The following is a 25262-nucleotide window of genomic DNA, read 5'->3' on the forward strand; positions in this document are numbered from 1 at the left end:
GCTCTCCTGTTAACCAATATATAAGGGGTGTGTAATGGTTAAGAATGTGTTGAAGATTTCAACATTAGCAATGTTTGTTGCATTCAACGTGAATGCTGCAACAGTTGATCTCCGTATTATGGAGACTTCTGATGTTCATAGTAACTTAATCGATTTTGACTACTTCAAAGATAAACCAACTGAACAGTTTGGTTATGTCCGTACTGCTAATTTAATCAAAGCAGCAAAAGCTGAAGTAACCAATGCGGTTTTAGTTGATAACGGTGACTTGATCCAAGGCAGCCCGCTGGCTGACTATCAAGCAGCTAAAGGTATCGAAAAAGGGGAATCCCATCCTGCGCATCAGCTGATGAACACAATGGGTTATACAGTAGGTAACTTTGGTAATCATGAATTTAACTATGGTCTTGATTATCTGAAAAAAGCTATCGCTGGTGCGAAGTTCCCTTACATCAATGCCAACATTCTTGATGCAAAAACAGGCGAAAACTATTTCACACCTTATATCATTGTAGATACACCAGTAAAAGATCGTGATGGCAAAGAACACACTATCAAGATTGGTTATATCGGCTTTGTACCACCACAGATCTTGATCTGGGATAAAGCCAATCTGGATGGTAAGGTCGTTGTTAATGACATTACAGAAACAGCGAGAAAATTCGTTCCTCAAATGAAAAAAGAGGGTGCGGACCTGATTGTGGCTATTCCTCATTCTGGTTTTGCTTCTGAACCGTACAAAGCAATGGCTGAAAACTCAGTGTATTATCTGAGTGAAGTTGAAGGTATTAACGCAATTATGTTTGGTCATGCGCATGGCGTATTCCCAAGCAAAGAGTTTGAAGGTATTAAAGGCGTTGATGTTGCTAAAGGTACTGTAAACGGCATTCCAGCTGTTATGCCTGGTCAATGGGGTGATCACTTAGGTGTCGTTGATATGGTTATCAATAACGACAGCGGTAAATGGGTGATGACACAAGCAACAGGTGAAGCTCGTCCAATCTTTGATAAAGCGAACAAAAAAGCATTAGTTGAACGTGATGCACAATTGGCTCAAATCATTGAAAAAGCACACCAAGGTACTCGCGATTTCGTGGGTAAACACATTGGTAAAGCATCTGCTAACATGTACAGCTTCCTTGCATTAGTGCAAAGCGATCCTACAGTACAAATCGTTAACGACGCTCAAGTTGATTACACCAAACACTTTATTCAAGGCGATCCTAACTTAGATGGGCTGCCAGTATTAGGCGCAGCGGCACCATTTAAAGCAGGTGGTCGTAAAAACGCACCAGCAGACTTCGTCGAAGTTGAAAAAGGTGACCTGACATTCCGTAATGCTGCCGACCTGTATCTGTATCCAAATACATTAGTTGTTGTTAAAGCGACCGGTGCTGATGTTATTGAGTGGTTAGAATGTTCAGCGGGTATGTGGAACCAAGTTGATGTTAATTCAACTAAACCACAAGAACTGATTAACTGGGATGGTTTCCGTACTTATAACTTCGATACCATCAGTGGTGTGAATTATAAAGTTGACGTAACTCAACCAGCTAAATACGACGTTGATTGCCAAGTCATTAATAAAGATGCAAATCGTATTAAAGACGTCACTTATGAAGGCAAGCCGATTGATCCTAAAGCAACATTCTTAGTTGCGACAAATAACTACCGTGGATACGGCGGTAAATTTGCAGGAACAGGTGAAAGCAACATCGCATTTGCATCTCCAGATGAAAACCGCGCTATTTTAGCTTCTTATATTGCGAAAGAAACTAAAGAGAAAGGCGAAGTTGTCACTAAAGCGGCTAACAACTGGTCTTTCTTACCTATTAAGACTGATAAAGCGCTAGATATTCGTTTTGAAACTTCTCCAAGTGAAAAAGCGGCTGCATTTATTAAAGATTTTGCTCAGTATCCAATGACTTTCGTTGGAAATGACGAAATTGGTTTTGCAATTTACAAAATCGATTTGACTGAAAAAAAATAAGCCGATAAATACCTGCCCATTCGGGCAGGTTTTCCTAACATTTTGAACCAAAAGAGTGGCTTAAATACTCTTTAAGGGGATCTTATGCGCTTTATGAAGTTACTACCCGCGGTATTTGCTTTAATTCTTGCTGGTTGTGTAACGCAAACACCTGAAATAACAGAACCACTAAAACCCCAAGCTAAGTTAGTTGAAGGTGTTTCTTGCGTTTTACCTGATGCTCCTACTGCACCTTATGACTACATTGCTGCGAATGATCGTTATGGTCAAAACAGCACTGCATCAACAGATTATTTCAAGCTGGCGATTAACTACTCACCTGCTTTTTGTGACTATAAAAGTAATAATATTAAACGTTTAAATAACGACAATGAAAAAGATCGTGCAAAACGTGAGTTTGATAAATTTGAAATCCAGTGTTTCTCTGATAACAAATTTGGCTGGATTGTTCATGGGCTGTGGGCTGAAACCTGTGATGGTAAATCATGGGATGAATGTCGCGATTGGAAAGATATACGCAAGCATCCTCGTTTATGTAAAGGCGATTTAGCACCATTAGAATATTCAGCGATCAAACCTTACCTGTGCTCATCTCCGGGTATTGATCTGTTACAAGGCGAGTGGGAAAAACACGGTGTCTGTGCATTTGATACTCCTGATGCATTCTTTGGTCAGCAACAAGCGTTATTTGATGCGTTAGTACTACCAGAAGGCCGTCCTTCGAATAGTGAGTTGATTAAGTTCTTAAAAGAACACAACCCATCATTGAGGGATAAGGAAATCCAAATTAATCGAGATGAATTCTATATCTGTTATAGCAAAGATTTCGAAGTAATTGATTGTCCGAAACGTGAATTTTGATCTTAGGGATAAACTTAAATGAACCATAAATATAAACTCGTTGCACTTGCTGTAAGCTCAGTCTTATTAGCAGGTTGCGCAAAGAATTACGACGAAGCTAATGTTGTTGACGTTCGTGTTATTGCAATGAATGACTTCCACGGTGCGCTTAAAGCGCCAGGTCCAAACAAACCTGGTGGCATTGAGCACATGGCAACATTAATCAAAGAAATGAAGAAAGATAACCCTAACAACATCGTTGTTGCAGCGGGTGATATGGTTGGTGCAAGCCCACTGTTATCTTCTATGTTCCATGATGAGCCTTCAATTGAAGCATTATCATTAGCAGGACTGGAAGCCACTTCGGTTGGTAACCACGAATTTGATAAAGGCATGGGCGAATTATTGCGTAAGCAAAACGGTGGTTGTCATCCAGTAACAGGTTGCCAAGGGCCAACAGAATTTAAAGGTGCTGACTTCCAATATTTAGCGGCTAACGTTACTGTTAATGAAACAGGCAAAACGCTACTTCCTGAATATGTTATCAAAGAATTTAACGGTATCCCTGTTGCGTTCATTGGTGTCACTTTAGAAGGTACTGCGGCTATCGTAACACCAAAAGGGACTGAAGGTTTAAGCTTCCACAACGAAGCAAAAACAATTAACGCCTTAGTTCCCCAGCTAAAAGCACAAGGTGTTCAAGCGATAGGTGTGTTAATCCACGAAGGTGCTGCACAGCGTCGAGATGGTGGCCCAGTTAATATCAACGCATGTAATGGTATTACCGGTAAAGTATTAGGTGTTGTTGAACAATTAGATCCAGCAATTGATTTTGTTGTAACGGGTCATACTCATCAAGCTTACAACTGTACTATCAATGGTAGATCAGTAACATCGGCACAATCAAACGGTGCAATGTTAACGCGTATAGACCTGAAATTAGACAAAACAACAAAAGACGTTGTTGATGTTGAAGCACGTAATATTTGGGTTGATAACCGCAAATATGAAAAAGATCCAGCAATTACCAAACTGTTAGAAGCTTACGAAAAAATCGCTACTCCATTAGCTAACCGCATTATTGGTAAGTTAGAAGGTAACTTAACTAAGCAAACTAACGATGCAGGTGAGTCAGGTTTAGGTCAAGTTATCGCTGATGCACATCTGTATACTGCAAAACCAAAAGAGATGGGTGGTGCACAAATTGGTCTGATGAATGGCGGTGGTATTCGTGCCGACATGACGGGTGGAGACGTTTCTTATAACGCAATCTACACTGTACAGCCATTCTCTAACGTACTGTTAACTCAAACCTTAACCGGTGAACAAATTAAACGTCTGCTAGAGCAACAATGGGATCGTTCACGCCCGCAAGTGTTAGCTATTTCAGGCAACTTCCAATATACATGGGACAGCAAAGCACCAGTAGGTAACCGTGTTATTGCTGAATCAATGCGTATTGATGGCAAACCTGTCGATATGAAAGCGAACTACCGTGTGGTGGCTAATGAATACTTAGCAACAGGTGGTAGTAACTTCTCAGTATTAAAAGAAGGTAAAGATCCAGTTTATAGCGTGCCAGACGTTGATGCAGTAGTGAAATACTTTGCAGAACAGTCTCCAATTGCTCAACCAAAAGCAAATAACATCACACGCAAATAAGGTATTTTCATACGCCTTGTGAAAATCGCACCTCTATTTTTGTAAGAGGTGCGTAACTAAATAAAGAGAGCAAAGTGTTGAACACAAAGGGTCCATCCCTACCTTTGTATTCATTGCGCACTTTGCTCTTTTTTTATGTTTCTATTATGGAACATGTGTATCTTAGCGAGTATCAAGATATGAGAACTAAATTTGCAGTCTTTACAATAAATAGTGTGTAATGTAATGCTGCATTTAGCGACAAAAGATTTCATTTTTTTATCGTGAGTTATCAATATAAAAATTTATAGAATTAAGTTCTTATAAATTATTAACATAAAAACGGATAGAATTAATTCTATCAAGTTAAAGCACCCGATAGGTATTAGGAGTGTAAACAATAGCTATTTCTGTAAGATTAGATGAAGACTTTGTGTCTGATGCTAAAATGCATGCGGAAGCGAAAAGCAGAAGTGCTCCTAAACAAATTGAACACTGGGCTAAAATCGGGTGTATAGCTGAAGATAACCCTGAGCTGCCATATCGCTTTATCGAAGAATTGTTACTGGCACAGGTGGAAGTCGAAAACAAAAAGGTTTCTCGATATGTTCGAACCACCAAAAGAGATTGATGTTTATCAGTCTGCTCAATTTGAAAAGGTAATGAAAAAGTTGCCTGGTTCAGATGTAAAAATCATTGAAGATGAAATTGGTCAAATAATCGATAATCTATTGATTGGTGAGCAGAAAAAAGGTTGTCTTGCTTATCTCAGTGTGCACAAATTTAGGCTTAATGAGTTGACTGTACTACTAGGTTATTCATGGATAGCCAACAAAGTTGAACTGTATCTACTACATCTACTACATCTACTACATCTACTACATCTACTACATCTACTACATCTACTACATCTACTACATCTACTACATCTACTACATATAGGGTCTTATGAAAATTTCTATGACGCTCAGAAAAAACAGCGAAAGACCGATCTGAAACTGATTAAATCATAAAAGCGTGGTGGCATAAGGTCGCCACTCTTTTTTTGTGGGCATGTAATAAAAAAAAGCCCACAGTGGCTGTGGGCAAAGGAATGAAAGTAAAGAGGGTAATGCTGTAGGGTAATTTAGTAAGATGTTTTATTTAAATACTTTAAAACGAGCATCATCTTCGATGTAGTTTTTCTCGCCAGCTTCTTGTTCAATAGAACCGAAAACCATTTGAGCTCTTAGTTTCCACGTTTTTGGCAGATCCCAAGTTGCATGAACTTCATCATCAATAATTGGGTTGTAGTGTTGTAATGACGCACCAACTTTTTCTGCTGCTAATGCAGTCCAAACAGAAAGCTGAGCCATACCACTTGCTTGTTCTGACCATACAGGGAAGTTTTCTGCATACAGTGGGAACTGCTCTTGAAGACCTTTAACAATATCAGTATCTTCAAAATAAAGAATCGAACCAGCGCCTGCTGCAAAGCTGTCAATTTTAGCTTCTGTTGCGCTAAAAGCGTCTGCTGGGATTAACTTTTTCAAGGTGTTTTTAACAATGTTCCACAGTGCGTGATGCTGTTCACCAAACAGAACAACAACGCGAGAAGTTTGTGAGTTAAATGCAGAAGGGCTTTCTTTAACGGCTTCTTTGATAGTTGCAATAACTTTTTCTTCGTCGATAGGAAGCTGATTACCTAAATGATAAATTGTTCTACGTTGTTTCATTAAATCAGTAAATTTATTAGACATCGTTGTCTCCTTGATAATATTAAGCGCTTAATGCGTATAGCCTGTTGAGCTAATCTATAAACCTACTATAGGTGCTATCTGTGATTTATTGATAGATAAAAAATTTAATCAGTTAGGTCAAAATATTCGACCTAGTTTTTAACCTTATGATTTATCTATTATTTACCTGCATATTTAAATTCAGGTGAGAGCTGACTTATCCCTAAACCGCCCGCTTTCTTCACTTTTATTTGTACTGGAATACGTTCTTTCATTGCTTCAACATGGCTAATCACGCCAATAATCTTACCTGATGCATTAAGACTATCGAGTGCATCTAATGCGATATCCAGAGTATCTGGATCCAATGTGCCAAAACCTTCATCTAAGAAGAGTGATTCAATTTGTGTTTTATTGCTGACTAAATCAGAAAGCGCTAATGCAAGAGATAAACTCACCAAAAAGCTTTCACCGCCAGAAAGGGTACGAGTATCGCGTAATGCATCTGCCTGCCAAGTATCAGCAATTTGTAATTCGAGGCTCGCTGGAGTTTTACGTTGTAAAAAATAGCGCCCATGAAGCTTTTCTAAACGGCGATTAGCCAAATAAATGAGGTGATCTAAGGTTAAACCTTGTGCAAAACGACTGAATTTATCTCCATTTGCAGAACCGACTAAATCGTTAAGGTAGCTCCAGTCATCAAAATGAGACTGTTGTTGTACGATTTTTGTTAGCAAGCTTTGTTGTTCTTGGCGTTTTTCTTCATCATGACGAAGTTGTTCTTGAATACGAAATTTTGTCTCTTGTAACGCCTTTCCTTGGGTATCTAGTGATACTAAATGTGCGGTTATCTGCTCAAAACTTAACTGAGTTGATAATAATGGCTGTTGCAATAAATGATGTTGATATGCTTTTTCTTGTGTTTCTAAACGTGTTTTTTCTTGTAATAGCTTATCTAAATGCTGTTTTTGCTGTCGCTGTAATTGCATTCTTTCTTCGGGTGATAACAGCGCACTAAGAAACTCGCTTTCATTTGCAAACAGGCTATCAGCCAAGGCTTGTTGATATTGTTCTGTTGCTTGTTGCAGCTGTTTTTTAACACGTTGAAGCGATTTATTATTTTCTTGATATTGTCCATTCAGTTGGCTGAGACGAATTTCTAGCTGATTTTTTTCATTACTATATTGTTCAATCTCTTGTTGTAATAAATAACTCTGCTTATCTAGCTCATTTCTAACATCTTCGATGACTTGAGTACCAAATAAAGTTTGGCGCTGAGTTTGAATTTTCTTTTGCTGATTAATCTGTTGCTGTAAATCAGCTAAAAGAGTGTCACGCTCTTTTTGAGCTTCAACCCGATAACGTTGTTTTTCTTTCAGTGAGAGCTGCAACTCGCGTAGTGTTTGCTGTAATTCTTGCTGCGTTTTTAACGTAGATTGATATTGCTGATTTTCTGCTTTACGTTCAGCTAACCACTGTGTTTTTTCTGCAAACTGACACAAATCATAGCCTTGTTGTTTAACTCGATTATGAATATCTTTGGCTAATTGTTCTTGTTGTTGCAGTAATTGAGTCGTTTGCTGATGTTGATAAGCAATGTTTTTTTGCAGATGTTCTAAGTCACTTTGTTGACGAATAACGGATTGCTGTTGCTGATTGAACAGTTCTTTTGCATTTGATAATAAAGTCATTTCTTGGGTTGTTTGTATTTCTAATGCTTTATAATTTTTTTGTTTTTCTTCGAGTTCTTTTTCTTCTTGATCTAGTTTTTGGTCTAATTCAAGCAAGGTGTTTTCAGCATAATCAGCAACAGATAATGAATATATTTTTACTAATTTATGCCATTGTTTTTCTAATACTTCAGTTTCTTGAGTGAGTTGGTTTATCTCTTCTGTTAGTTTTTTATTTTGTGTTTGATAGCCGGTCGATTGCGTTTTTTGCTCAACAAGCTCTACGGTTAAATTATGTATAAGTTGCTTTAATTGCTCCAGCCGTTGTTGCGTTTCATCGGGCTTAATTTCTGTATATTGCTCAATATAAGGATGTTGCAGTGAACCACAAAGCGGGCATGGTTTATCTTTGATTAAATGTTTTCTATCTTTTTCATATTCAGCAATTTTTTGTTCAAGCCGATATTTATCACTTAAATCATTAAAGTGCTGCTCTTTCTCTTTTAAAACCGTTTCATTAGTGCGGATTGTTTCTGCTAGCGTAGTTATTTTCTGCTGATTATCTGCAAATGTTTGATGATATTGCTGCGCTATTTTTGTATTACGTTGTAGTTGAGTTTGTAGCCCGGTCAATTTGGCCAGCGCATTTCGTTGCTGATTTATTTGTTGTATGCGGGGTGGAATATCCGAAATTGCATCCGTTTTAAATTGTTTATCAAGCTGAGCTTGATGTGTTTGCCATCGTTGCTGCTGTAAATGAAGGTGTATTTGTTGCTCATCTAATTCGTTAATGGCTTTTTTTAGTGAGATTGCCAGTACTTGTTCTTTTTCTTGCTCTTTTTTTTCACTTAACAGGCTTGTTTGATATTGCGCTGTAACTTCATCATATTGTTCAAAATAACGTTGCCATAAAGGTAGGTTTTCTGTTAATTGAGCATGGGATGCATGTTTTATTAAATAGTCATTTAATTGGTCTAGGTTTGCTTGGGATGATGTCCACTGTTGTTGTATTTGAGTAATCTGTTCTTGCGAATCTGAACATATTTTTTCGACGTTATTTTTTTGATGCGTTTTGGCAGTAATTTCTTGATGTAATAGGGCTAACTGACTATCTAGTGGCGTGATTTTTTCTCGAATTAATTGCAGTGTTTGTTGTTTTTGCTCCTGGTGCTTTTTCTGTTTATCGCGAGATATAACCAGTTTTTCATTAATAGGCTGACTTTGTTGTTCAAGTAGCTGTTTTTCACTATTGATTGTTAATAGTTGTTTTTCAATATAGCTTTGCTCTTGTAAAAGTCGGTTTTTCTCATCAAAAAGAGGTCGGATTTTTTCGGCAGGTTCGCTATTTTCAAGGCGTTGAATATCGGGCTGTGCTGCCACTAGAGCTTCTTGTGCTGCATTTACACCAATGAGCGCCGCATTTTGTTGTTGTTTTAAATCGGCTTCTTTTTCTTGCCATTGTTTAGTGGTTTGATATTCCAATTGCTCTTTTTGTAATTGAGTCTCTTGAGTATGGATCTCTGTTTGTTGAGTTAATAGCGCTTGACGAGCAGTTTCATCTAATAACGCCATCATTTGAGCTTGTTGTTTTAAGGCGTTTAATGTTTTTTCTTCTTCTCGCCAATTATCAAAAATAGTGCGTGAAATATGACGATAAATATCGGTTCCGGTGAGTTCTTCTAATAATTCAGCTCGAGATTTATCATCTGCATTGAGAAAAGCAGCAAATTGCCCTTGTGAAAGCAACATCGATTTAGTAAAACGTTCAAAATCAAGCCCTGTGATACTAATGATCATCTCTTTTACTTGGCTAATTTTTGTTGCCAATATTTTATCATCACCACCTGTTGTATTGATTTTTACCAATTCTGCTTGGGGGGCTTGAAGGTTGCCATCTTCTTTATAATTCGCGCGGCGTTGTTCCCAAAATGCACGATATGGCACACCTTTTACTTCAAACTCAACTTCTGCTAAACATTGCGCAGTATGGCGTGTCATTAATTCATTTTGTGATTGTGTGACTTTATCTAAACGAGGTGTTCGGTGATAAAGCGCTAAACTAATCGCATCTAACAGCGTTGTTTTACCAGCACCAGTAGGGCCAGTTATCGCAAATAATCCATTACTGACAAAAGGTTCTTGGCAAAAATCGATTTTCCACTCGCCTTTTAGGGAGTTAATATTTTTAAAACGCAGACTTAAGATTTTCATTATGCTTCTTTATTATCCTCTTGTTCTGCCATCTCAACGGCTTGCTTAAATAGCGTTTTTAGTTGTTGTTTTTTTTGTGGATCATTAATTTCATATTGCGCTAAACGTCGGTCAAAAACGTCATACACCGAGAGTTCTGATAGTGTCTCTTTTTCATCTTGAGTCAGTGCATTGCGCTGTTGTTTCGCTCTTCTTAATCGAATCACATCAAAAAGTGGATTATCAGTCAGCGCTTGAATTCGGCTTTGTATATCACTGAGGTAATCTTGTGTTGCTACTTCAATATCAAGCCAAATAGTGATGTCTTGTCCTTGATGCTGGTCACTGAGTTTTTCTAACTGCGTTTCAATCTCTTTTAGTGAGCCTTTTATGGTACGCAAAAGTTGAAATTCAGGAATAGGTAATAGCGTAAGTTGAGATAGTTGGTCTTGCTCAAAATCGATAAGACAGATGCTTTTTTGTTGCCCACTTTCATCAAAGCTCAGTGGAATAGGAGCACCGCTATAACGAATATGTTCTGATTTATTCACTATTTGTGGGCGATGGATATGTCCGAGTGCAATGTAATCAAATTTAGGGAATAACGTGGCTGAAAATGCATCTAAAGTGCCAATGTAAATCTCACGGGTCGAATCACTAACACTGGCACCAACCGTTGTAAGATGACCTGTTGCGATAATTGGAATAGCTACATCTAATTGATTACGCAAGGCTAGTGCATCTTGATATTGGTTGTGGTAATAAGCCGCTATTGCATCTTTTAATGCATTTTGTTTTTGTGCGCCTGATTGTCCACTTTGGCTAGTTATCATATCTCTAGGACGCAGATAAGGAATGGCACAAAGCAGCGCTCCGGGTGTGTTGTTTTTTTGATTAAGGATAACAGGGGGTTGAGGTTCATCAAAATGCACATTGGCAATCACTGTAGTATTTAAACAGGCTAACAATGATTTCGATTCATTTAATGTTGCAACAGAATCATGATTTCCAGCTAAAATAATAAGCTGACACTGGGTGTCTTTCATTGCAACAACAAAGCGATTATAAAGCTCACGGGCATAACTAGGGGGAGAACCCGTATCAAAAATATCACCAGCAACAATAAGTGCATCAACCTGGTAATCACGTATTTGTTTTAGTAACCAATCAAGAAATTGTTGATGTTCTTGCGCTCGGCTTTTGGTAAAAAAATATTGCCCTAAATGCCAGTCTGATGTGTGAATAATCCGCATTGCTATTCCTCTTTTTAATCTAGCAAGGAGTATAGCGCACCTCGCTTTTTTAGTGAAAATACGTTGTTAGATGCTTTTTTTGCGTGATTTTTCACCTTATTTTGTATTATTTACCTTAACAACACCCTCGTATTCCAGTAATGTCATGGTTAGTCATAAATCTGTCATAAAAGTGCCTCATAATCATTACGACCCTCTATATACATAACACAGGATAGAGTATGGCAAGGCGTATTCTTGTTGTTGAAGATGAAACCGCAATTCGAGAGATGATCTGTTTTGTGCTTGAGCAAAATGGATTTCAACCCATTGAAGCAGAAGATTATGATTCTGCATTGAGTTTTCTTATCGATCCTTACCCTGATCTGGTTTTATTAGATTGGATGATCCCGGGTGGATCAGGATTACAGATAATAAAGCAAATGAAGCGGGAAAGTACTACCCGTGATATCCCTATAATTATGTTAACGGCAAAAGGTGAAGAAGAAGACAAAGTCAAAGGACTCGAAACGGGTGCTGATGATTATGTTATTAAACCTTTTTCACCTAAAGAGTTAGTCGCACGAGTCAAAGCTATTTTACGACGCTTATCACCAATGTCAGCTGAAGATCTTATTGAATTTAATGGATTAAACCTTGACCCGGTGTCACACCGAGTTACAAGCCAAGATAAGCCGATAGATATGGGGCCAACAGAATTTAAACTCCTGCACTTTTTTATGACGCATCCTGAACGTGTGTACAGTAGAGAACAACTACTAAACTATGTTTGGGGAACGAATGTTTATGTGGAAGACCGAACCGTTGATGTTCATATCCGTCGATTACGTAAAGCGATAGAACAAGATGGGCATGACAGAATGATACAAACGGTACGTGGAACGGGATATCGCTTCTCTGCCCGTTTCTGAGTCAATAAGGGAGTAACTGTCAGGTGTTAGAACGATTATCGTGGAAAGCCCTCGTATGGGGGCTGTGTCTATTTTGTTTACCTGCCTTTATATTGTCACTTTTTATTGGTCATCTTCCTTGGTTGCTGGTGGCATCGCTACTTGGCGCACTTGTGTGGCATGCTTATAATTTGTTGAAATTATCTAAATGGTTATGGCTAGATAGGTCAGTATTACCTCCAGAAGGCAAAGGAGGTTGGGAACCTATTTTTTATGGTATTCGACAAACACAACAGCGTAACCGTAAGCGTCGTCGCGAGTTAGGTGAGTTAATTAAGCGTTTTCGTAGTGGCGCAGAAAGCTTGCCTGATGCGGTTGTGATGATGACGAATGAAGGTAATATTTTCTGGTGTAATAGCTTAGCGCAACATCTTTTAGGATTTCGTTGGCCTGAAGATAATGGGCAAAATATTTTTAACTTACTGCGTTATCCTGATTTCTTGCACTATTTTACGGTCGCTGATTTTAGCCGTCCCTTAACCCTCTCGCTTAATAATGGCTCTATTGTTGAATTTAGGATCATGCCATACAGTGAAGATCAACGCTTAATGGTTGCTCGAGACGTTACTGAAAAGAACAAGTTAGAAAATGCTCGTCGTGATTTTTTCGCTAATGTGAGTCATGAATTACGAACACCTTTAACCGTTATTCAAGGTTATCTTGAAGTAATGGAAGAGGGGGCGGTAGAAAATCCTAGAGAGCATAAAGCTATTTCGACGATGCAAGAGCAAGCTAAGCGTATGGATCTTTTGGTTCAGCAGCTTTTACAGCTTTCACGCATTGAATCAGCCCCGCATATTGATTTAAATACCGTTGTTGATATTCCGGCGATTTTGTCTGTAGTACAGCAAGAAGCAAACTCACTAAGCCAAGGGCAGCATAATATTATCTTTAATATTGATAATCATTGGGCAGTTCGAGGAAACGAGGAACAATTACGCAGCGCGGTTTCTAACTTAGTTTATAACGCTATCAATCATACCCCCGAGGGCACAACAATTAATGTCGAGTGGAAGAAAATTCCACAGGGTATGTTATTTAGTGTGTCAGACAATGGACAAGGGATTAGTGCGGAGCATTTAACACGCTTAACAGAACGTTTTTATCGTGTTGATAAAGCGCGTTCTCGTCATACAGGTGGAACAGGATTAGGTTTGGCAATAGTTAAAAAATCGCTCCAGCATCATCATTCACAACTTAATATTGAGAGTAAAGTAGGCCGAGGAAGTACCTTCTCATTTATTTTACCTCAAACATTGTTGTCTGCTAAAAATAGCATTGAACTCAAATAGCACTGAATACAAATTTGTATCTAAAAAGCCTTTATCACTTACTTTATATCGTAAGTTTTAAAGGCTTTTTTCTGTTCATAATAGCGGGTTTTAATATCAATAAATTTTAATATAGTAGCGTTAAATTTTAATATTTTTAATTAATAAGAACTTTAATTGAAAATTTTATTTTGCATAAATGATGAAAAAATACGCAAATCATATCGGGGATATTCGATGATATATGATAGTAATAACTATCTATGAAATAGAGTTTGGATGATTATTCTGGTTTTTTGATTGGCTATTGCCTTTTTTCATTATAAAAGTTTTACTTGTACCCTGTTATCGGCGATTTTTTCTATTTAAAGCGTAATTACTCTGCATTAAATGATTATTTATGGATATTATCCTGAATAGCAATGGTATTTGCTCAAATAGATATTGTTGATTTTATGTTGCATTAACTAATTGGCTGTTAATGTATTTTGACTAATCTTGTAACGATATATTAACAAAACTTATGGCGCATCGATTAACTTCCAGAGATATTCTGGCATTAGGATTTATGACATTTGCACTGTTTGTTGGTGCTGGAAATATCATTTTTCCTCCTATGGTAGGTTTGCAGTCAGGTGAATTTGTTTGGACTGCTGCACTTGGTTTTCTGATAACAGGAGTAGGCCTTCCTGTATTAACCGTTGTTGCACTCGCAAAAGTGGGTGGCGGAATTGAAGCACTTAGCACGCCTATCGGTAAGCCTATGGGGCTTCTATTGGCGATAGTTGCTTACTTAGCAGTAGGTCCCCTTTTTGCAACACCTCGTACCGCAACAGTTTCCTTTAAAGTTGGTATTGCCCCTTTAGTCGGTGATACTGAAATAGCATTGCTGATTTATAGCGTTGTCTACTTTTTAATTGTTATCGGTATTTCGCTTTATCCGGGAAAATTGCTTGATAGTGTTGGTCATATTCTCGCACCGATTAAAATTTTAGCGCTTGCAGCATTAGGTTTAGCCGCAATATTTTGGCCAGCGGGTGCGCCAATTCCTGCCACACAAGCCTATCAAGAAATGGCATTTACCCAAGGTTTTATTAATGGCTATCTCACTATGGATACGCTGGGTGCTATGGTATTTGGTATTGTTATTGTTAATGCTGCGCGTTCTCGTGGCATAGATAATTCATCGCTACTGACGCGTTATACAATGTGGGCTGGTATTATTGCTGGTGTGTTATTAACAGGGATTTATTTGAGTTTATTTAAACTCGGCTCTGCAAGTGGCAGCATTATCCCTGGCGCGCAAGATGGTGCTGATATTCTTCATGCCTATGTCCAGTATACTTTTGGTAACTTCGGTAGCTTTTTCTTAGCGTTGCTGATTTTCTTAGCCTGTATGGTTACTGCGGTTGGTTTAACCTGTGCTTGTGCCGAATTTTTTAGCCGTTACTTACCTATTTCTTACCGTACATTGGTATTAGTGCTAGCGGTATTCTCTGCGGTGGTATCAAACTTAGGTTTAAGTAAGTTAATTGAGTTTTCAATTCCAGTGCTGATCATGATTTATCCACCTTGTATTGTGATTATCTTAATGAGTTTCACATTACGTTTATGGAATAACTCAAGCCGTATTATTGCACCCGCAATGGCTATAAGTCTGTTTTTTGGTATCTTTGATGCAATGAAAGCATCCGATCACTTAAAGCATTTATTACCAGAATGGGCGGCAAAATTACCATTAAGTGAGCAAGGTTTAGCGTGGTTAATCCCAGTGCTAGTCACTATCGTTGTGTGTGGTATTTACGACAGAGTTGCAGGCTCTAATAGAAAAAAAGTTATTCATACTGAAGTGACTAAGTAAGCGATAATTTATTTAATTGAATAGCAAAAAGGGAAACGTGAGTTTCCCTTTTTGATTTGTCCTAATGATATTTGCTTGTAGTCTGATTTAAAACGAAGTAGCGGCCTGTTTTATATCTGAAATAGCTTGTTGATTTTCATCTAAATAATAGTGAATACCTGCGATAATGCCATCTTCACCTTCATAAAAGATTTTAAAGCGAGTTCGTTGTCCATCGTGATAAGCAATAACGGCACTGCCGCCTTTTCCTAGACAAAATTGATGAATACTTCCCGTTGAAATACAAATGCTATCGTTACCCGAAACGGTAATTTTGCAGTTATCACCGGTATTGATTGCAATAGCATTTTCACCCAGTAGTTTAATTTGTGCTAAATCACCCGTATTAGTGACTTTGGCTCGAGATTGAGACGCTGTGATAAAATTGCGCATGCCGCTATTAGCGATATGAACCCCGTTACCTGAAGCGTAAATTTTGACATCATTTCCACTATTACAAAGACGAGAGCGGCCACCTAAACTACCAATTCGGCACTGATTTCCGGTATTACTTATTTTGCCGGCAAAGCCAGTATTCATTAGCTGATTACCATAGCCTGTATTAGCAATGCTGTTTTCATCACCAGAAAAAGCCACGATATTATTGCTGCCACATAGCGCTAAACTAGTACTGATTTGCTGACTTTTTAACACCAATTGATGCCATTCAGTAGAAAATTGAATATTCTCCGAAGATGGAAGATTCACATGATAAGGTAATCGTTGTAGTGTAATACCTTGTTGCTGTTCGTTGCCTAACAGGGACAAGATGTTTTCCATCACTTCTTGTTCCTGCTGAGCAAAGGAACTACTGCTAAAATGGCGTAGATAAATATATTGGATCAGGCTTTCTATCCATTCTGTACGACGTTGTTTTATCAATTCAGTGTGGATAGCACTGTAAGTTCCTCCATGAGGAAAATATTTTAGAAACCAGCGATATAGCGATGTAGAAACTCGTAATTGGCGCAAGTTTTGTTTAGTTAATGTAATATTTTCCTCTGAAGGTACAGACATATAAGCTCCTTAATTAGTGTCGATGATAGCCGTCAACCATGCTGCGGAATGTTTGAAATGGTGTTCTACCTGTTGTACATAAATAAAGATGACCACAGATAAAAAAGACACTACAAACCGCTAAGATTTGATGCGCTATTAATAACCACGCTTTAAACATGATGGCATCAGCTGGGATTAATTCAGGTTGCTGTAATAAAACACCTGTAATCAATAACAGCGGTACTAAGCCGTACATCACACCTAAATAAGCCATTTGTTGTAATGGATTAAATTTTACGCAAGTTGTTGCAGGAAAAGGGTGGTCTTCACCTTTGATGATGCCATAGAGGTAAAAACGAGTTTGCATCAAAGCACGTTGGATCCAGTTTTTTCCGTCAATGCGGTAAAATTTACCATTTCCACCCACAAGATTAATCAATACAAAAGCTAACCAACAAACTAACAGTAGATAACCACAAATAGCATGTACATTAACGAGTAATGCCGTATCGTGAGCCGAAAGTAGGGCAAAGTGATTAATGCCACCACTTATAAGTAATAAAATAAATAAGGATGCATTACTCCAGTGCCATAAACGAACCGCTTTTGAGTAAAGATAAAGCCGCTCTTCTTTATGAGCTTCACCCTGTGGTGTTGCAAAGCGATAGCGTAAAAAACCATGGAGCGCGAGCACAAAAAGCATACCGATAAAGAGTACGCCTGCAACAATTAGCCAAAGCGGCAAATAGTCAGGGGTATAAATTAAGACGTACTCTTTTAAGCTAGCTTGAAATTGCTCAGCATTTGGCATGATATTAACGACACTCATACTTTACCCCCCTCTTGTGCATGAGGACCTACACGACGATAGAGATGTGGTTTACCTGCACCATCTAACTGATAGATATAGTAATCATGTGTTTTGAGCCACTCTTGAATTTGAGGGCTATCTTCTTTACCAAATAACAGCGCATTTTGTGGACAAGCACTGACACAAATCGGTGGAAATCCCTTTTGTAAGCGCGATTCAAGGCAAAAATCACATTTATCCGCGATATGAGTGACAGGATTAAGATAACGGACCTGATATGGACATGCTGGTATGCAGTAGCTACAGCCAATACATTTTTCTTTTTCTACGCGTACAATGCCATTTGTTTCATCGCGCCAAGAAGCACCAGTAGGACAAACAGTGATACAAGGTGCATCTTCACATTGTTGGCAAGAGTGGCGAAAAAAGTGATATTGGTCATTATCTTCTTTTAGGCTCAATGGAATATGAGCGATATCCATACGCGCCATTCCCGTTGGGACTTTATTTAGTCTACGACATGCAGTGGCGCAAATATTACAGCCATTACATAGCGTTTCATCATGGATCATGGCATAGCGGATTGGTTTTTTTTCTGCTGTTGCGGCTAGCGCACTTCCTAGTGGCGCACTGAAAAAAATGACCGATCCCATACCTGCTACAAATTTACGGCGAGAAACACGCATTATTTTTGCTCCTCTGTCTGATGATGTTGTGATACCCACAGGACTTTGGCGCTATAAGTAGGAACAACATTAAGGATTTTCATATTGTTCTACCTCTAGCCATTCAGTTAAGCCTCGTGCTTTGCCATAACTCATTAGCTTGTTACTAAAGAGATAAGGTGCATCGTTTGAGGCATAAATTTGCTGAATATCCTGAAAGTCAGGATGGGTTTTCATCAGTAGCAGTGCATCTTCAATCTCTGAAGCCGCATATTTAAAAGGCTCAGACATCAACATGCTCTGTTTCAATGGACGAGGGTAAGTTTCACACTCAAAGCGCACAACACCTGCAATTGCGGTGCAAATATCTGCGTGGCGATTAAGCAATTGCAGCTGTGCGTAGTTATCTGACATAAAATCAGTTGAGTAGAAATAATCTTGTTCATTGAGACTTAAATGGGCGATATCGATAAACTCATCTCCATTTAACGCTATTTTTAATTGCGCTATATCTTCAACAGATAGCGAATAGGGCGCTTCAAAAAGCGTTGAAATGGCTAAAAGTTCACCTTCCTTTGAACATTGACGTATAGCATTCGCTAAATGTTGTTCAGCAGATAATTTCGGTACTTCTGTCGGTGTTTCTTCATTTATCTCAGCACTGGTATTGGATGATAAACCAACACCTTGTTCTGATAATGGCAGTAGCCAACGACGACGAGAAATATCTGGTTGTTCTACTAAAACATCACCATCAGCGATATCTGGTGGTATAGAAGCCGATGCACTCTGTTTACTCATCATGATCTCCTTCTTTTACCTATTAACTTGGTAATAAACCACGAGACGCTAAATCGTCAGCAACATCTTGTAGTCCAAGGCGAACTAATGTCGCTTTTGTTGGACAACCTAATTGTGGATCCCAGCCCATTTCTTCATAGAACATGGTGAGAGAGAGTTGCATATCTTCTCTGTCCATTTTGTCTGTGCCTTCATTAAAGACAGGAATATCAGGATCTTTATCAAATACCCAGGAACAGATTTGGTCATGCTCATTACGCATATCCATGGTATTCATCAGCTTAACGGTATAAGCACGGTGTAAGGTGAAAATACGTTCTGATGCTAAATCCAAATCTTTTGATGTGGTTGGTTCGCCAGTAATTGCAGTAAAGAATTTGGCTTCCATTTCTAAATCACCACGATAATTACGGCTTTTATGTGGTGATACGGTCATTGGCCATACCCAGTTACATAGTGTGACTGCATCGTGTAAGCAACTACGTAATAGTGTCCATTTGGTATAAGCAATTTTCGCTTTATTAATTGGGGTATAGTTTTTGGTTTCGTCAAAGGCATCACCAGAACCGAATAGTTCTGCGGCAATCTCTTTTTGTAATTTCAGCGGTAATCCACTACCAATGTAGTTGATATGGGTATGTGTCATCGCATCACGATTAAACATACAGTTAACGATAGAACCTACTTGCGCAGAGGCTTCGTTAGCGTGGTGAATAGGGAATCCCATTGGTGACCAAAGTTTGTTTTTCTTGTTGCTCCAGTACTCATCACCTAAATTCCAGCGCTGTGCGATAAGATATGAACCATCGGCTAAGTGGCTAAATTCCCCTTTGCGATGTGCTAAGCGATAGTAGAAATCTTTAATAAATTCAGGGTTGCCTGCTTCGAGCTTATCCCAAGGTATATCGTTGTATTCTTCTTCAGAAAGGACGCGTTTAAATACACCGTGGGTATAGCAATAAGTGAAGTCACGATGAAGCTGGCCGTAGTTACACCATAAGCCCATATCATCAAAAATATTCAGGCCAACCAGATTACCCACAACGTTGCCATCCCCTTTTTTTTCTACATCTGCGGGGCCATTAGGGAAAATAGTCGTGTGAACAAAGTTTGCAACGCAGGTATTACCCCCAGTTTGCGGTACACCAAATTTTTTCGCTTGTGGAACATTAAGCTGCGCCATACAACGAATAGGACAAGAGTGGCAACCTCCCATTTTGACCGTGTATTCTTCAGCTTCAGGGCCCAGGTCAAAGGTGGATTTCATGGTTCTAAAACCAACGGTATTGATATCACCAGGAGGAATTTCACCCGTTTCGATAGGTCCGCCTTCAGCCGCACCCCAGAAAAGTCCTTTGCGTGCAGTCCAGCGAGAACCTGGATGAGAATATTCAGCCCATGATTGTGGTGTGCTTGGTACAACGTGGTTGTTATTTGAGCCAATAAGTTGTGTCATCATATAATCGTTAAGCTCTTTTAACGCTTTACGATCTGCAACGTTAACGCCACGGCTTCCTTCAACGACTATCGCTTTTAATTGTTTAGAACCTAATATTGCGCCAACACCTGCGCCACCACTGTGGTTACGGCTGTTAATAATACCTGAAAGCGGAACTAAGTTTTCACCCGCAGGGCCTATTGCTGCAACACAAGCCTCTGGGCTTGTTTGTGCACAAAGTTCTTCTGTGGTTTGACGAACACCTTTGCCCCATAAGAATGACGCATCTTCGATAGAAACTTCATCGTCGTCGATATGGATCCAAACGGGTTTATCAGATTTACCTTCAATTATCAGCGCGTCGTAGCCCGCAAATTTCATCCATGCGGCAAAAAAACCACCCATATGGGCATCAACAACAAGGTTGCCACGCGTAAAGGTAGAAAGTGAGGTGATATTAACGCGAGAACTACAAGGTGCACCAGAGCCAGTTAAAGGACCGACTGCAAAGACAACTTTGTTCTCTTCGTCAAAAGGTTTAACACCGGGAGCGACTTCTTCGTACATGATTTTATAGCCAAATCCCATACCACCTATCAGTGATTTATATTTGCTTGAGCTTGAGCGGGATATGGCACCGGTAGTTAAGTTAATTCTTAGAATATTTCCAGTCCAGCCGTTAATCATAATATTGCTTCCTAATCTAAATGTGGTTCAGTGAAGTGATTGCATTTTGTTGTTATCAAACGGTAATTTCTTTCCATTCAATAATATGCAGTGCACCTGTTGGGCACGCTGATGCACATTCACCACATAAATTGCATTTGCCGGATTTTTTAGTTTGTGGATTAACGGTTGCCATCATCCACGGACAAGCTGTGGTACATGCAGCGCAGCCAATGCAGCGGCGCGTATCAACGACAATACAACCGAACTCTTCTTGATAACGGATAGCTTTTACAGGGCAGACTTTCATACATTCAGGATCTTTACATTGGCGACAGGTATCCGTTGTAAAGTTTAAATCGCCATAAAGACCACCGCCTGAGCCAATGCCTTTATCACCAAAATAGAAATGACGATGTATTTTTGTTCGAGAAAAAAATGAACCAACACTACCATCATTCCATGTTGTACAAGCAGTTTCACAACGGTGACAACCTGTACAACGGGCTCTATTAGTCACTAATACGCCTTTAGGCGTTGTAGTGAGTTGAATAATGCCGCTGTCTATTTCTTCTTGCTTACAGCCTAAAAGAGAAAGCAATGCGGGTGCTATTGTTATCCCTGCCAGCCCTTTACCGGATATTCGCAGAAACTCTAGTCTTGATAGTCCGAGATCTAATATCGGACGATGATGTTTATCAGACATTAATATTTATCTCCGCTTAACTAATTTTATTAAGAAATAAGTTGTGATGATAAATTCTTTTTTTATCCGCTTGCCTTACCGTTATATAAAAAATATAATAACGATGTAGATAGAAGATATATTATAGATTTCAACTTTTTTATAATTAAAAATACGCCGTGATGAAATGTTAAATATTTGTATTTACAATGTGTTATATCCACTTTTTACGTATTTTTTATTATCCTTTCTGATAGTGTGGTTATTAAAAAATTTATTCTGTGATTGTTATCATAGAAATAAAAATAATTAATGTTATTAAATTATTTTAATTAAATGATTATTGTTTTTATCTGTAATTACGAAAGAGAATAACTACTATTTATATATATTCTATTATTGAATTTAAATTAAAGGCAGTTTGCTCTTATTTTTTATTAAATATTATTATTTAAATACTAAATTGACATTTGATTAAAATAAAAAATATTACCAAATTCGAATATTGATAATTATTAATTAAATAATGTATTAATTAATTGTAAAACCGTGACTAGATCATTTTTATAAAAAAAGAAACCTTATCTAATTGAATAAGGTTTCTTGTGTCAGTGTTATTTTGTGTTTAGTTATTAGTAACCGACTGCTTTACCCGCAGGGCGACGCACATCATTTGAGCCATACAGGTAACCCTCACGCACGGCACCAGAAACGGCAGAATCATTACCAGACGAGGCTGGAATAACACCTTCTTCACCAGGAATACCAACCATAATTAATTCAGCTGCACCCCATGGCGTTTGTTCTACCATTTTATATCCCATAGATGATAGCTGCTCTAATGTATCTTTTGATAGTCCACGTTGCTCGTAGTAAACCTCATCGGGTAGCCATTGATGATGGATCCGAGGGCTATTAACGGCCTCTTGTGGTGGCATACCAAATTCGATGATATTGAGTGCGGTTTGTAAGGTGATCGAAATAATACGTGACCCACCTGGTGATCCTAATACTAAGAAAGGTTTGCCTTCTTTAGTGACAATAGTTGGGCTCATTGATGATAGGGGACGCTTTAATGGTGCAATACTGTTACGCTCACCTTGTACTAATCCATAGAGATTTTTTTCACCCACTTTGGTGGTGAAATCATCCATTTCATTATTAAGGAAAAATCCTGTTCCCGGAGCAATAACGACAGCACCAAAACGTCCATTAATAGTGTAAGTGGTTGAAACGGCATTTCCGTCTTTATCTATAACAGAATAGTGAGTCGTTTCTGGACTTTCGTGAGGAGCGATCCCGGGTTGTACATTTTCTGAAGGCGTTGCTTTATTTGGCGTGATTTGTTGGCGGATTTCTGTGGCATAGGTTTTACTGAGTAGTTTCTCTGTTGGATTTTTAATAAATTGTGGATCGCCAAGAAAGGTATTTCTATCCATATAAGCGTGACGCATTGCTTCTGTTAATGTATGAACATATTGAGCAGAGTTAAAGCCCATCGATTTAAGATCGTATCCTTCTAGGATATTGAGAGTTTGACAAATTGTGATCCCCCCTGAACTTGGTGGCGGCGCTGAAATAAATTCATAGCCTCGATAGGTACAAGTGATAGGTTTGGTTTCAGTAATAGTAAAATTAGCAAAATCTTCTTTAGTGAGCATCCCATTGTGTTGCTTTGAGGCTTGTTCTACTTTTTGAGGGATCTCTCCTTGATAAAACTGATCCGATCCTTGATTGGCGATTAATTCTAATGTGTTAGCTAAATCAGTTTGAATAAGGCGATCTCCTGGTTGCCAAGGTGAGCCATCAGGTCTTAAGAATATTTTTGCGGATCCAGGATCTTGTCTAAATCGTTCTGTAGTGGTTTCCAACACGTCAGTATCAGCACGGGTTAAAATATAACCTTCTCTAGCGAGCTTAATTGCAGGAGCCATCACTTCTTGGCGTGATAGGGTGCCATATTTTTCCAATGCGGCATCAAGACCTTTCACTGTACCAGGCACACCAGAGGCAAGATAACCATATAAACTGGCATTTTTAATCAAATTACCTTCTTTATCTAGATACATATTTTTTGAAGCCGCAGCAGGGGCGGTTTCTCTAAAATTTATAAAGGTATTTGTGCCATCAGCAAGGTGTATAGTCATAAAGCCACCACCACCAATATTGCCACAACAAGCATTGACTACCGCTTGTGCATAACCCACGGCAACGGCAGCATCTATCGCATTCCCCCCTTTTTGTAAAATATCGTTCCCTACTTGAGAGGCTAAATGTTGAGAAGAGACAACCATGCCATGCTGTGCTTCAACGGCAGGCTCATAAGCGGCATAGAGTGAGTGAGAAAAAAGGGCGGTGAGTAACAGCAGGTGTGTTCTTTTTATTGTAATCATTATTATCTCCATAAGTAACAGTGGGTTATGCTTATTTTTTTAAAATAAAAAAGAAGTAACACACTGTAATTAATCAAAATTAACAATTAGGTAACAATAAGTATAGGAAGAGATGATAAATGAAGTGAATTTTTTTTTAATGTGATAATTAAAAATAAGCAATAAGAGGGGAGATAAGGATTGGTTGGCATATTGAATAAAAAAAGGGGCTTGAAGCCCCATTTTTTATTTGTTTAATTATTGTGTGACTTCTAGTGCATCAATAGAAGCTGTATAAGTATCAGCAGCTATTGTTTGCTCTTTGTTTACAACTAATTTATAAGCATTTTGACCTTTTTCTAATGCCATCCAAGCAACATTATCAACTTGTACTGCTTTGTAGTTTGAACCAACTGCGGGGGTAAGAGCTAATTGCAGTTTGTTATCTTTATTTTTGCCAACAAGAGTAGCAAAGTTACCTAGCATTGGGTCGATATCCTCAGCTGTATTTGCTGTAAAACGAAGTGCAACATAATTGTTTGCATCTGCACCAGTAACAGAACCATTAGCAACAGTTGTTCTATCTGCGACTTTACCTGCAACAAGATCTTTCACTGGTGTTAATGTGTGGGTGATGGTACTTGTTGAGCTAAAAGTGATATCAGCAGTTGCAGTTTTGATATCAGAAACAGCGGTTTGAGCTGCGCTAGCTGAGCCACAAATAACTGCTAAAGTTGATGCTAATACGATATTTTTTAATGTTAATGTTTTCAATTTATATTCTCCAATATTTAATGATAGGTGGTATAAATAACCAACCTTATTATTTACTATTTACATAGTTAATTATTATTTTAAAAACAATATATAGCTTGTTATTTAAATAAATAATAAGATTAATTATTAACTTAAAGATAATGTTGATTTTTTTAATTGGTATTATTTTATAATATACGCTCCATTTAATGAAATATTATATTTATCTGGTTTTATATATTGTTCTCCATTTAAAATTAATTGGAAGTAAGCCTCTTTCTCTTTAGTAATTAAAATAAAATTATTGTCCTCGTCTGTTCTCCAATTATTACCTGCTATTTTTATATTGATTGTATTATTGATGTTTGTTTTTCCTGTAATAATGATGTTGTTTTCTGTTATAGACAATTTTCTTTGATTAGTACTAATCAAAAATCCTTTATGTTCATCTAGGTGAGATATCATGCCATAACCAATAACAGTTCCATCTGAGTAATATCCTGATAAATTTTTATTATTTATACTAATATCAAAAATTAATTGCTGTGCGTAACTATAAGAGAAAGGTAAATATAATCCTAGTGAAATAAATATAGTTTTCTTTAAATTTGATATTATATGTTTTTTAAATAAAGACATTTTTAAT

At 38.1% G+C, this 25262-nt stretch carries 20 protein-coding genes; 8 read left to right on the forward strand and 12 right to left on the reverse strand.

Going from position 1 to position 25262, the window contains the following annotated elements; genetic code table 11:
* The first annotated feature begins 34 nt into the window (after positions 1-34).
* The 5 genes from PH4a_RS10250 to PH4a_RS10270 all read left to right on the forward strand — a co-directional run bounded on the left by PH4a_RS10250 (position 35) and on the right by PH4a_RS10270 (position 5484).
* Complete coding sequence (locus PH4a_RS10250; protein WP_129039559.1) at positions 35-1990, forward strand: bifunctional 2',3'-cyclic-nucleotide 2'-phosphodiesterase/3'-nucleotidase; 1956 nt, start codon at positions 35-37, stop codon at positions 1988-1990.
* 84 nt (positions 1991-2074) lie between these two features.
* Positions 2075-2851: a ribonuclease T2 family protein gene (locus tag PH4a_RS10255; protein ID WP_129039561.1), complete on the forward strand. Its 777-nt coding sequence runs from the start codon at positions 2075-2077 to the stop codon at positions 2849-2851.
* Between the two features lie 18 nt (positions 2852-2869).
* Positions 2870-4492, forward strand: a complete 1623-nt coding sequence (locus tag PH4a_RS10260) for a bifunctional metallophosphatase/5'-nucleotidase (protein ID WP_064718989.1) — start codon at positions 2870-2872, stop codon at positions 4490-4492.
* Positions 4493-4871: 379 nt separating this feature from the next.
* Entirely contained in the window at positions 4872-5102 is a 231-nt protein-coding gene (locus PH4a_RS10265) for a TA system antitoxin ParD family protein (RefSeq protein WP_129039563.1), read from the forward strand.
* The gene (locus PH4a_RS10270) at positions 5077-5484 is read left to right on the forward strand and encodes a type II toxin-antitoxin system RelE/ParE family toxin (protein WP_129039565.1); all 408 of its coding nucleotides are present in this window, start codon (positions 5077-5079) and stop codon (positions 5482-5484) included. Before PH4a_RS10265 ends, PH4a_RS10270 begins: the two co-directional genes overlap by 26 nt.
* 126 nt (positions 5485-5610) lie before the next feature.
* Here PH4a_RS10270 and PH4a_RS10275 read toward each other — a convergent pair whose 3' ends face one another.
* From PH4a_RS10275 to sbcD, 3 genes are all read right to left on the reverse strand, one after another.
* Positions 5611-6210 (reverse strand): nitroreductase family protein, encoded by a 600-nt coding sequence (locus PH4a_RS10275; RefSeq protein ID WP_129039567.1) that lies wholly within the window; start codon positions 6208-6210, stop codon positions 5611-5613.
* A 158-nt stretch (positions 6211-6368) separates the two neighbouring features.
* Entirely contained in the window at positions 6369-10070 is a 3702-nt protein-coding gene (locus tag PH4a_RS10280) for an AAA family ATPase (protein ID WP_129039569.1), read from the reverse strand.
* Positions 10070-11302 (reverse strand): exonuclease subunit SbcD, encoded by a 1233-nt coding sequence (sbcD, locus tag PH4a_RS10285; RefSeq protein WP_129039571.1) that lies wholly within the window; start codon positions 11300-11302, stop codon positions 10070-10072. Before sbcD ends, PH4a_RS10280 begins: the two co-directional genes overlap by 1 nt.
* A gap of 221 nt (positions 11303-11523) precedes the next feature.
* Between sbcD and phoB the strand changes: the two genes are divergently transcribed.
* The 3 genes from phoB to brnQ all read left to right on the forward strand — a co-directional run bounded on the left by phoB (position 11524) and on the right by brnQ (position 15384).
* Positions 11524-12213, forward strand: coding sequence for a phosphate regulon transcriptional regulator PhoB (gene phoB / locus PH4a_RS10290; RefSeq protein ID WP_064718994.1), 690 nt, complete (start codon positions 11524-11526; stop codon positions 12211-12213).
* A 23-nt stretch (positions 12214-12236) separates the two neighbouring features.
* Positions 12237-13544: a phosphate regulon sensor histidine kinase PhoR gene (phoR, locus tag PH4a_RS10295; protein WP_129039573.1), complete on the forward strand. Its 1308-nt coding sequence runs from the start codon at positions 12237-12239 to the stop codon at positions 13542-13544.
* A 502-nt stretch (positions 13545-14046) separates the two neighbouring features.
* On the forward strand, positions 14047-15384 hold the full coding sequence (gene brnQ, locus PH4a_RS10300; protein WP_129039576.1) for a branched-chain amino acid transport system II carrier protein: 1338 nt from the start codon (positions 14047-14049) through the stop codon (positions 15382-15384).
* Positions 15385-15471: 87 nt separating this feature from the next.
* Here the strand turns inward: brnQ and ydhT are convergent, their stop codons facing one another.
* The 9 genes from ydhT to afaD form a co-directional block, all read right to left on the reverse strand.
* Positions 15472-16440, reverse strand: coding sequence for a protein YdhT (gene ydhT, locus PH4a_RS10305; RefSeq protein WP_129039578.1), 969 nt, complete (start codon positions 16438-16440; stop codon positions 15472-15474).
* Between the two features lie 13 nt (positions 16441-16453).
* A complete protein-coding gene (gene phsC, locus PH4a_RS10310) occupies positions 16454-17251 on the reverse strand; it encodes a thiosulfate reductase cytochrome B subunit (protein ID WP_129039580.1) in 798 nt (265 codons plus the stop codon).
* On the reverse strand, positions 17248-17919 hold the full coding sequence (locus PH4a_RS10315; protein WP_129039582.1) for a 4Fe-4S dicluster domain-containing protein: 672 nt from the start codon (positions 17917-17919) through the stop codon (positions 17248-17250). Before PH4a_RS10315 ends, phsC begins: the two co-directional genes overlap by 4 nt.
* Before the next feature lie 69 nt (positions 17920-17988).
* Positions 17989-18702 carry a YdhW family putative oxidoreductase system protein gene (locus tag PH4a_RS10320; protein ID WP_129039584.1) on the reverse strand — a complete coding sequence of 238 codons (714 nt, stop codon included), beginning with the start codon at positions 18700-18702 and terminating at the stop codon, positions 17989-17991.
* 19 nt (positions 18703-18721) lie between these two features.
* On the reverse strand, positions 18722-20824 hold the full coding sequence (locus tag PH4a_RS10325; protein ID WP_129039586.1) for an aldehyde ferredoxin oxidoreductase: 2103 nt from the start codon (positions 20822-20824) through the stop codon (positions 18722-18724).
* 55 nt (positions 20825-20879) lie between these two features.
* Positions 20880-21509: a ferredoxin-like protein gene (locus PH4a_RS10330; protein WP_064719006.1), complete on the reverse strand. Its 630-nt coding sequence runs from the start codon at positions 21507-21509 to the stop codon at positions 20880-20882.
* A 611-nt stretch (positions 21510-22120) separates the two neighbouring features.
* Positions 22121-23881, reverse strand: a complete 1761-nt coding sequence (gene ggt / locus PH4a_RS10335) for a gamma-glutamyltransferase (protein ID WP_129039588.1) — start codon at positions 23879-23881, stop codon at positions 22121-22123.
* A gap of 237 nt (positions 23882-24118) precedes the next feature.
* Positions 24119-24634, reverse strand: coding sequence for a hypothetical protein (locus tag PH4a_RS10340; protein ID WP_164971540.1), 516 nt, complete (start codon positions 24632-24634; stop codon positions 24119-24121).
* A 165-nt stretch (positions 24635-24799) separates the two neighbouring features.
* On the reverse strand, positions 24800-25255 hold the full coding sequence (gene afaD, locus PH4a_RS10345) for an AfaD family invasin (protein ID WP_064719009.1): 456 nt from the start codon (positions 25253-25255) through the stop codon (positions 24800-24802).
* Between the last annotated feature and the right edge of the window lie 7 nt (positions 25256-25262).

Origin of the sequence: Proteus hauseri, assembly GCF_004116975.1 — a bacterium.
GTDB classification, from domain to species: Bacteria; Pseudomonadota; Gammaproteobacteria; order Enterobacterales; family Enterobacteriaceae; genus Proteus; species Proteus hauseri.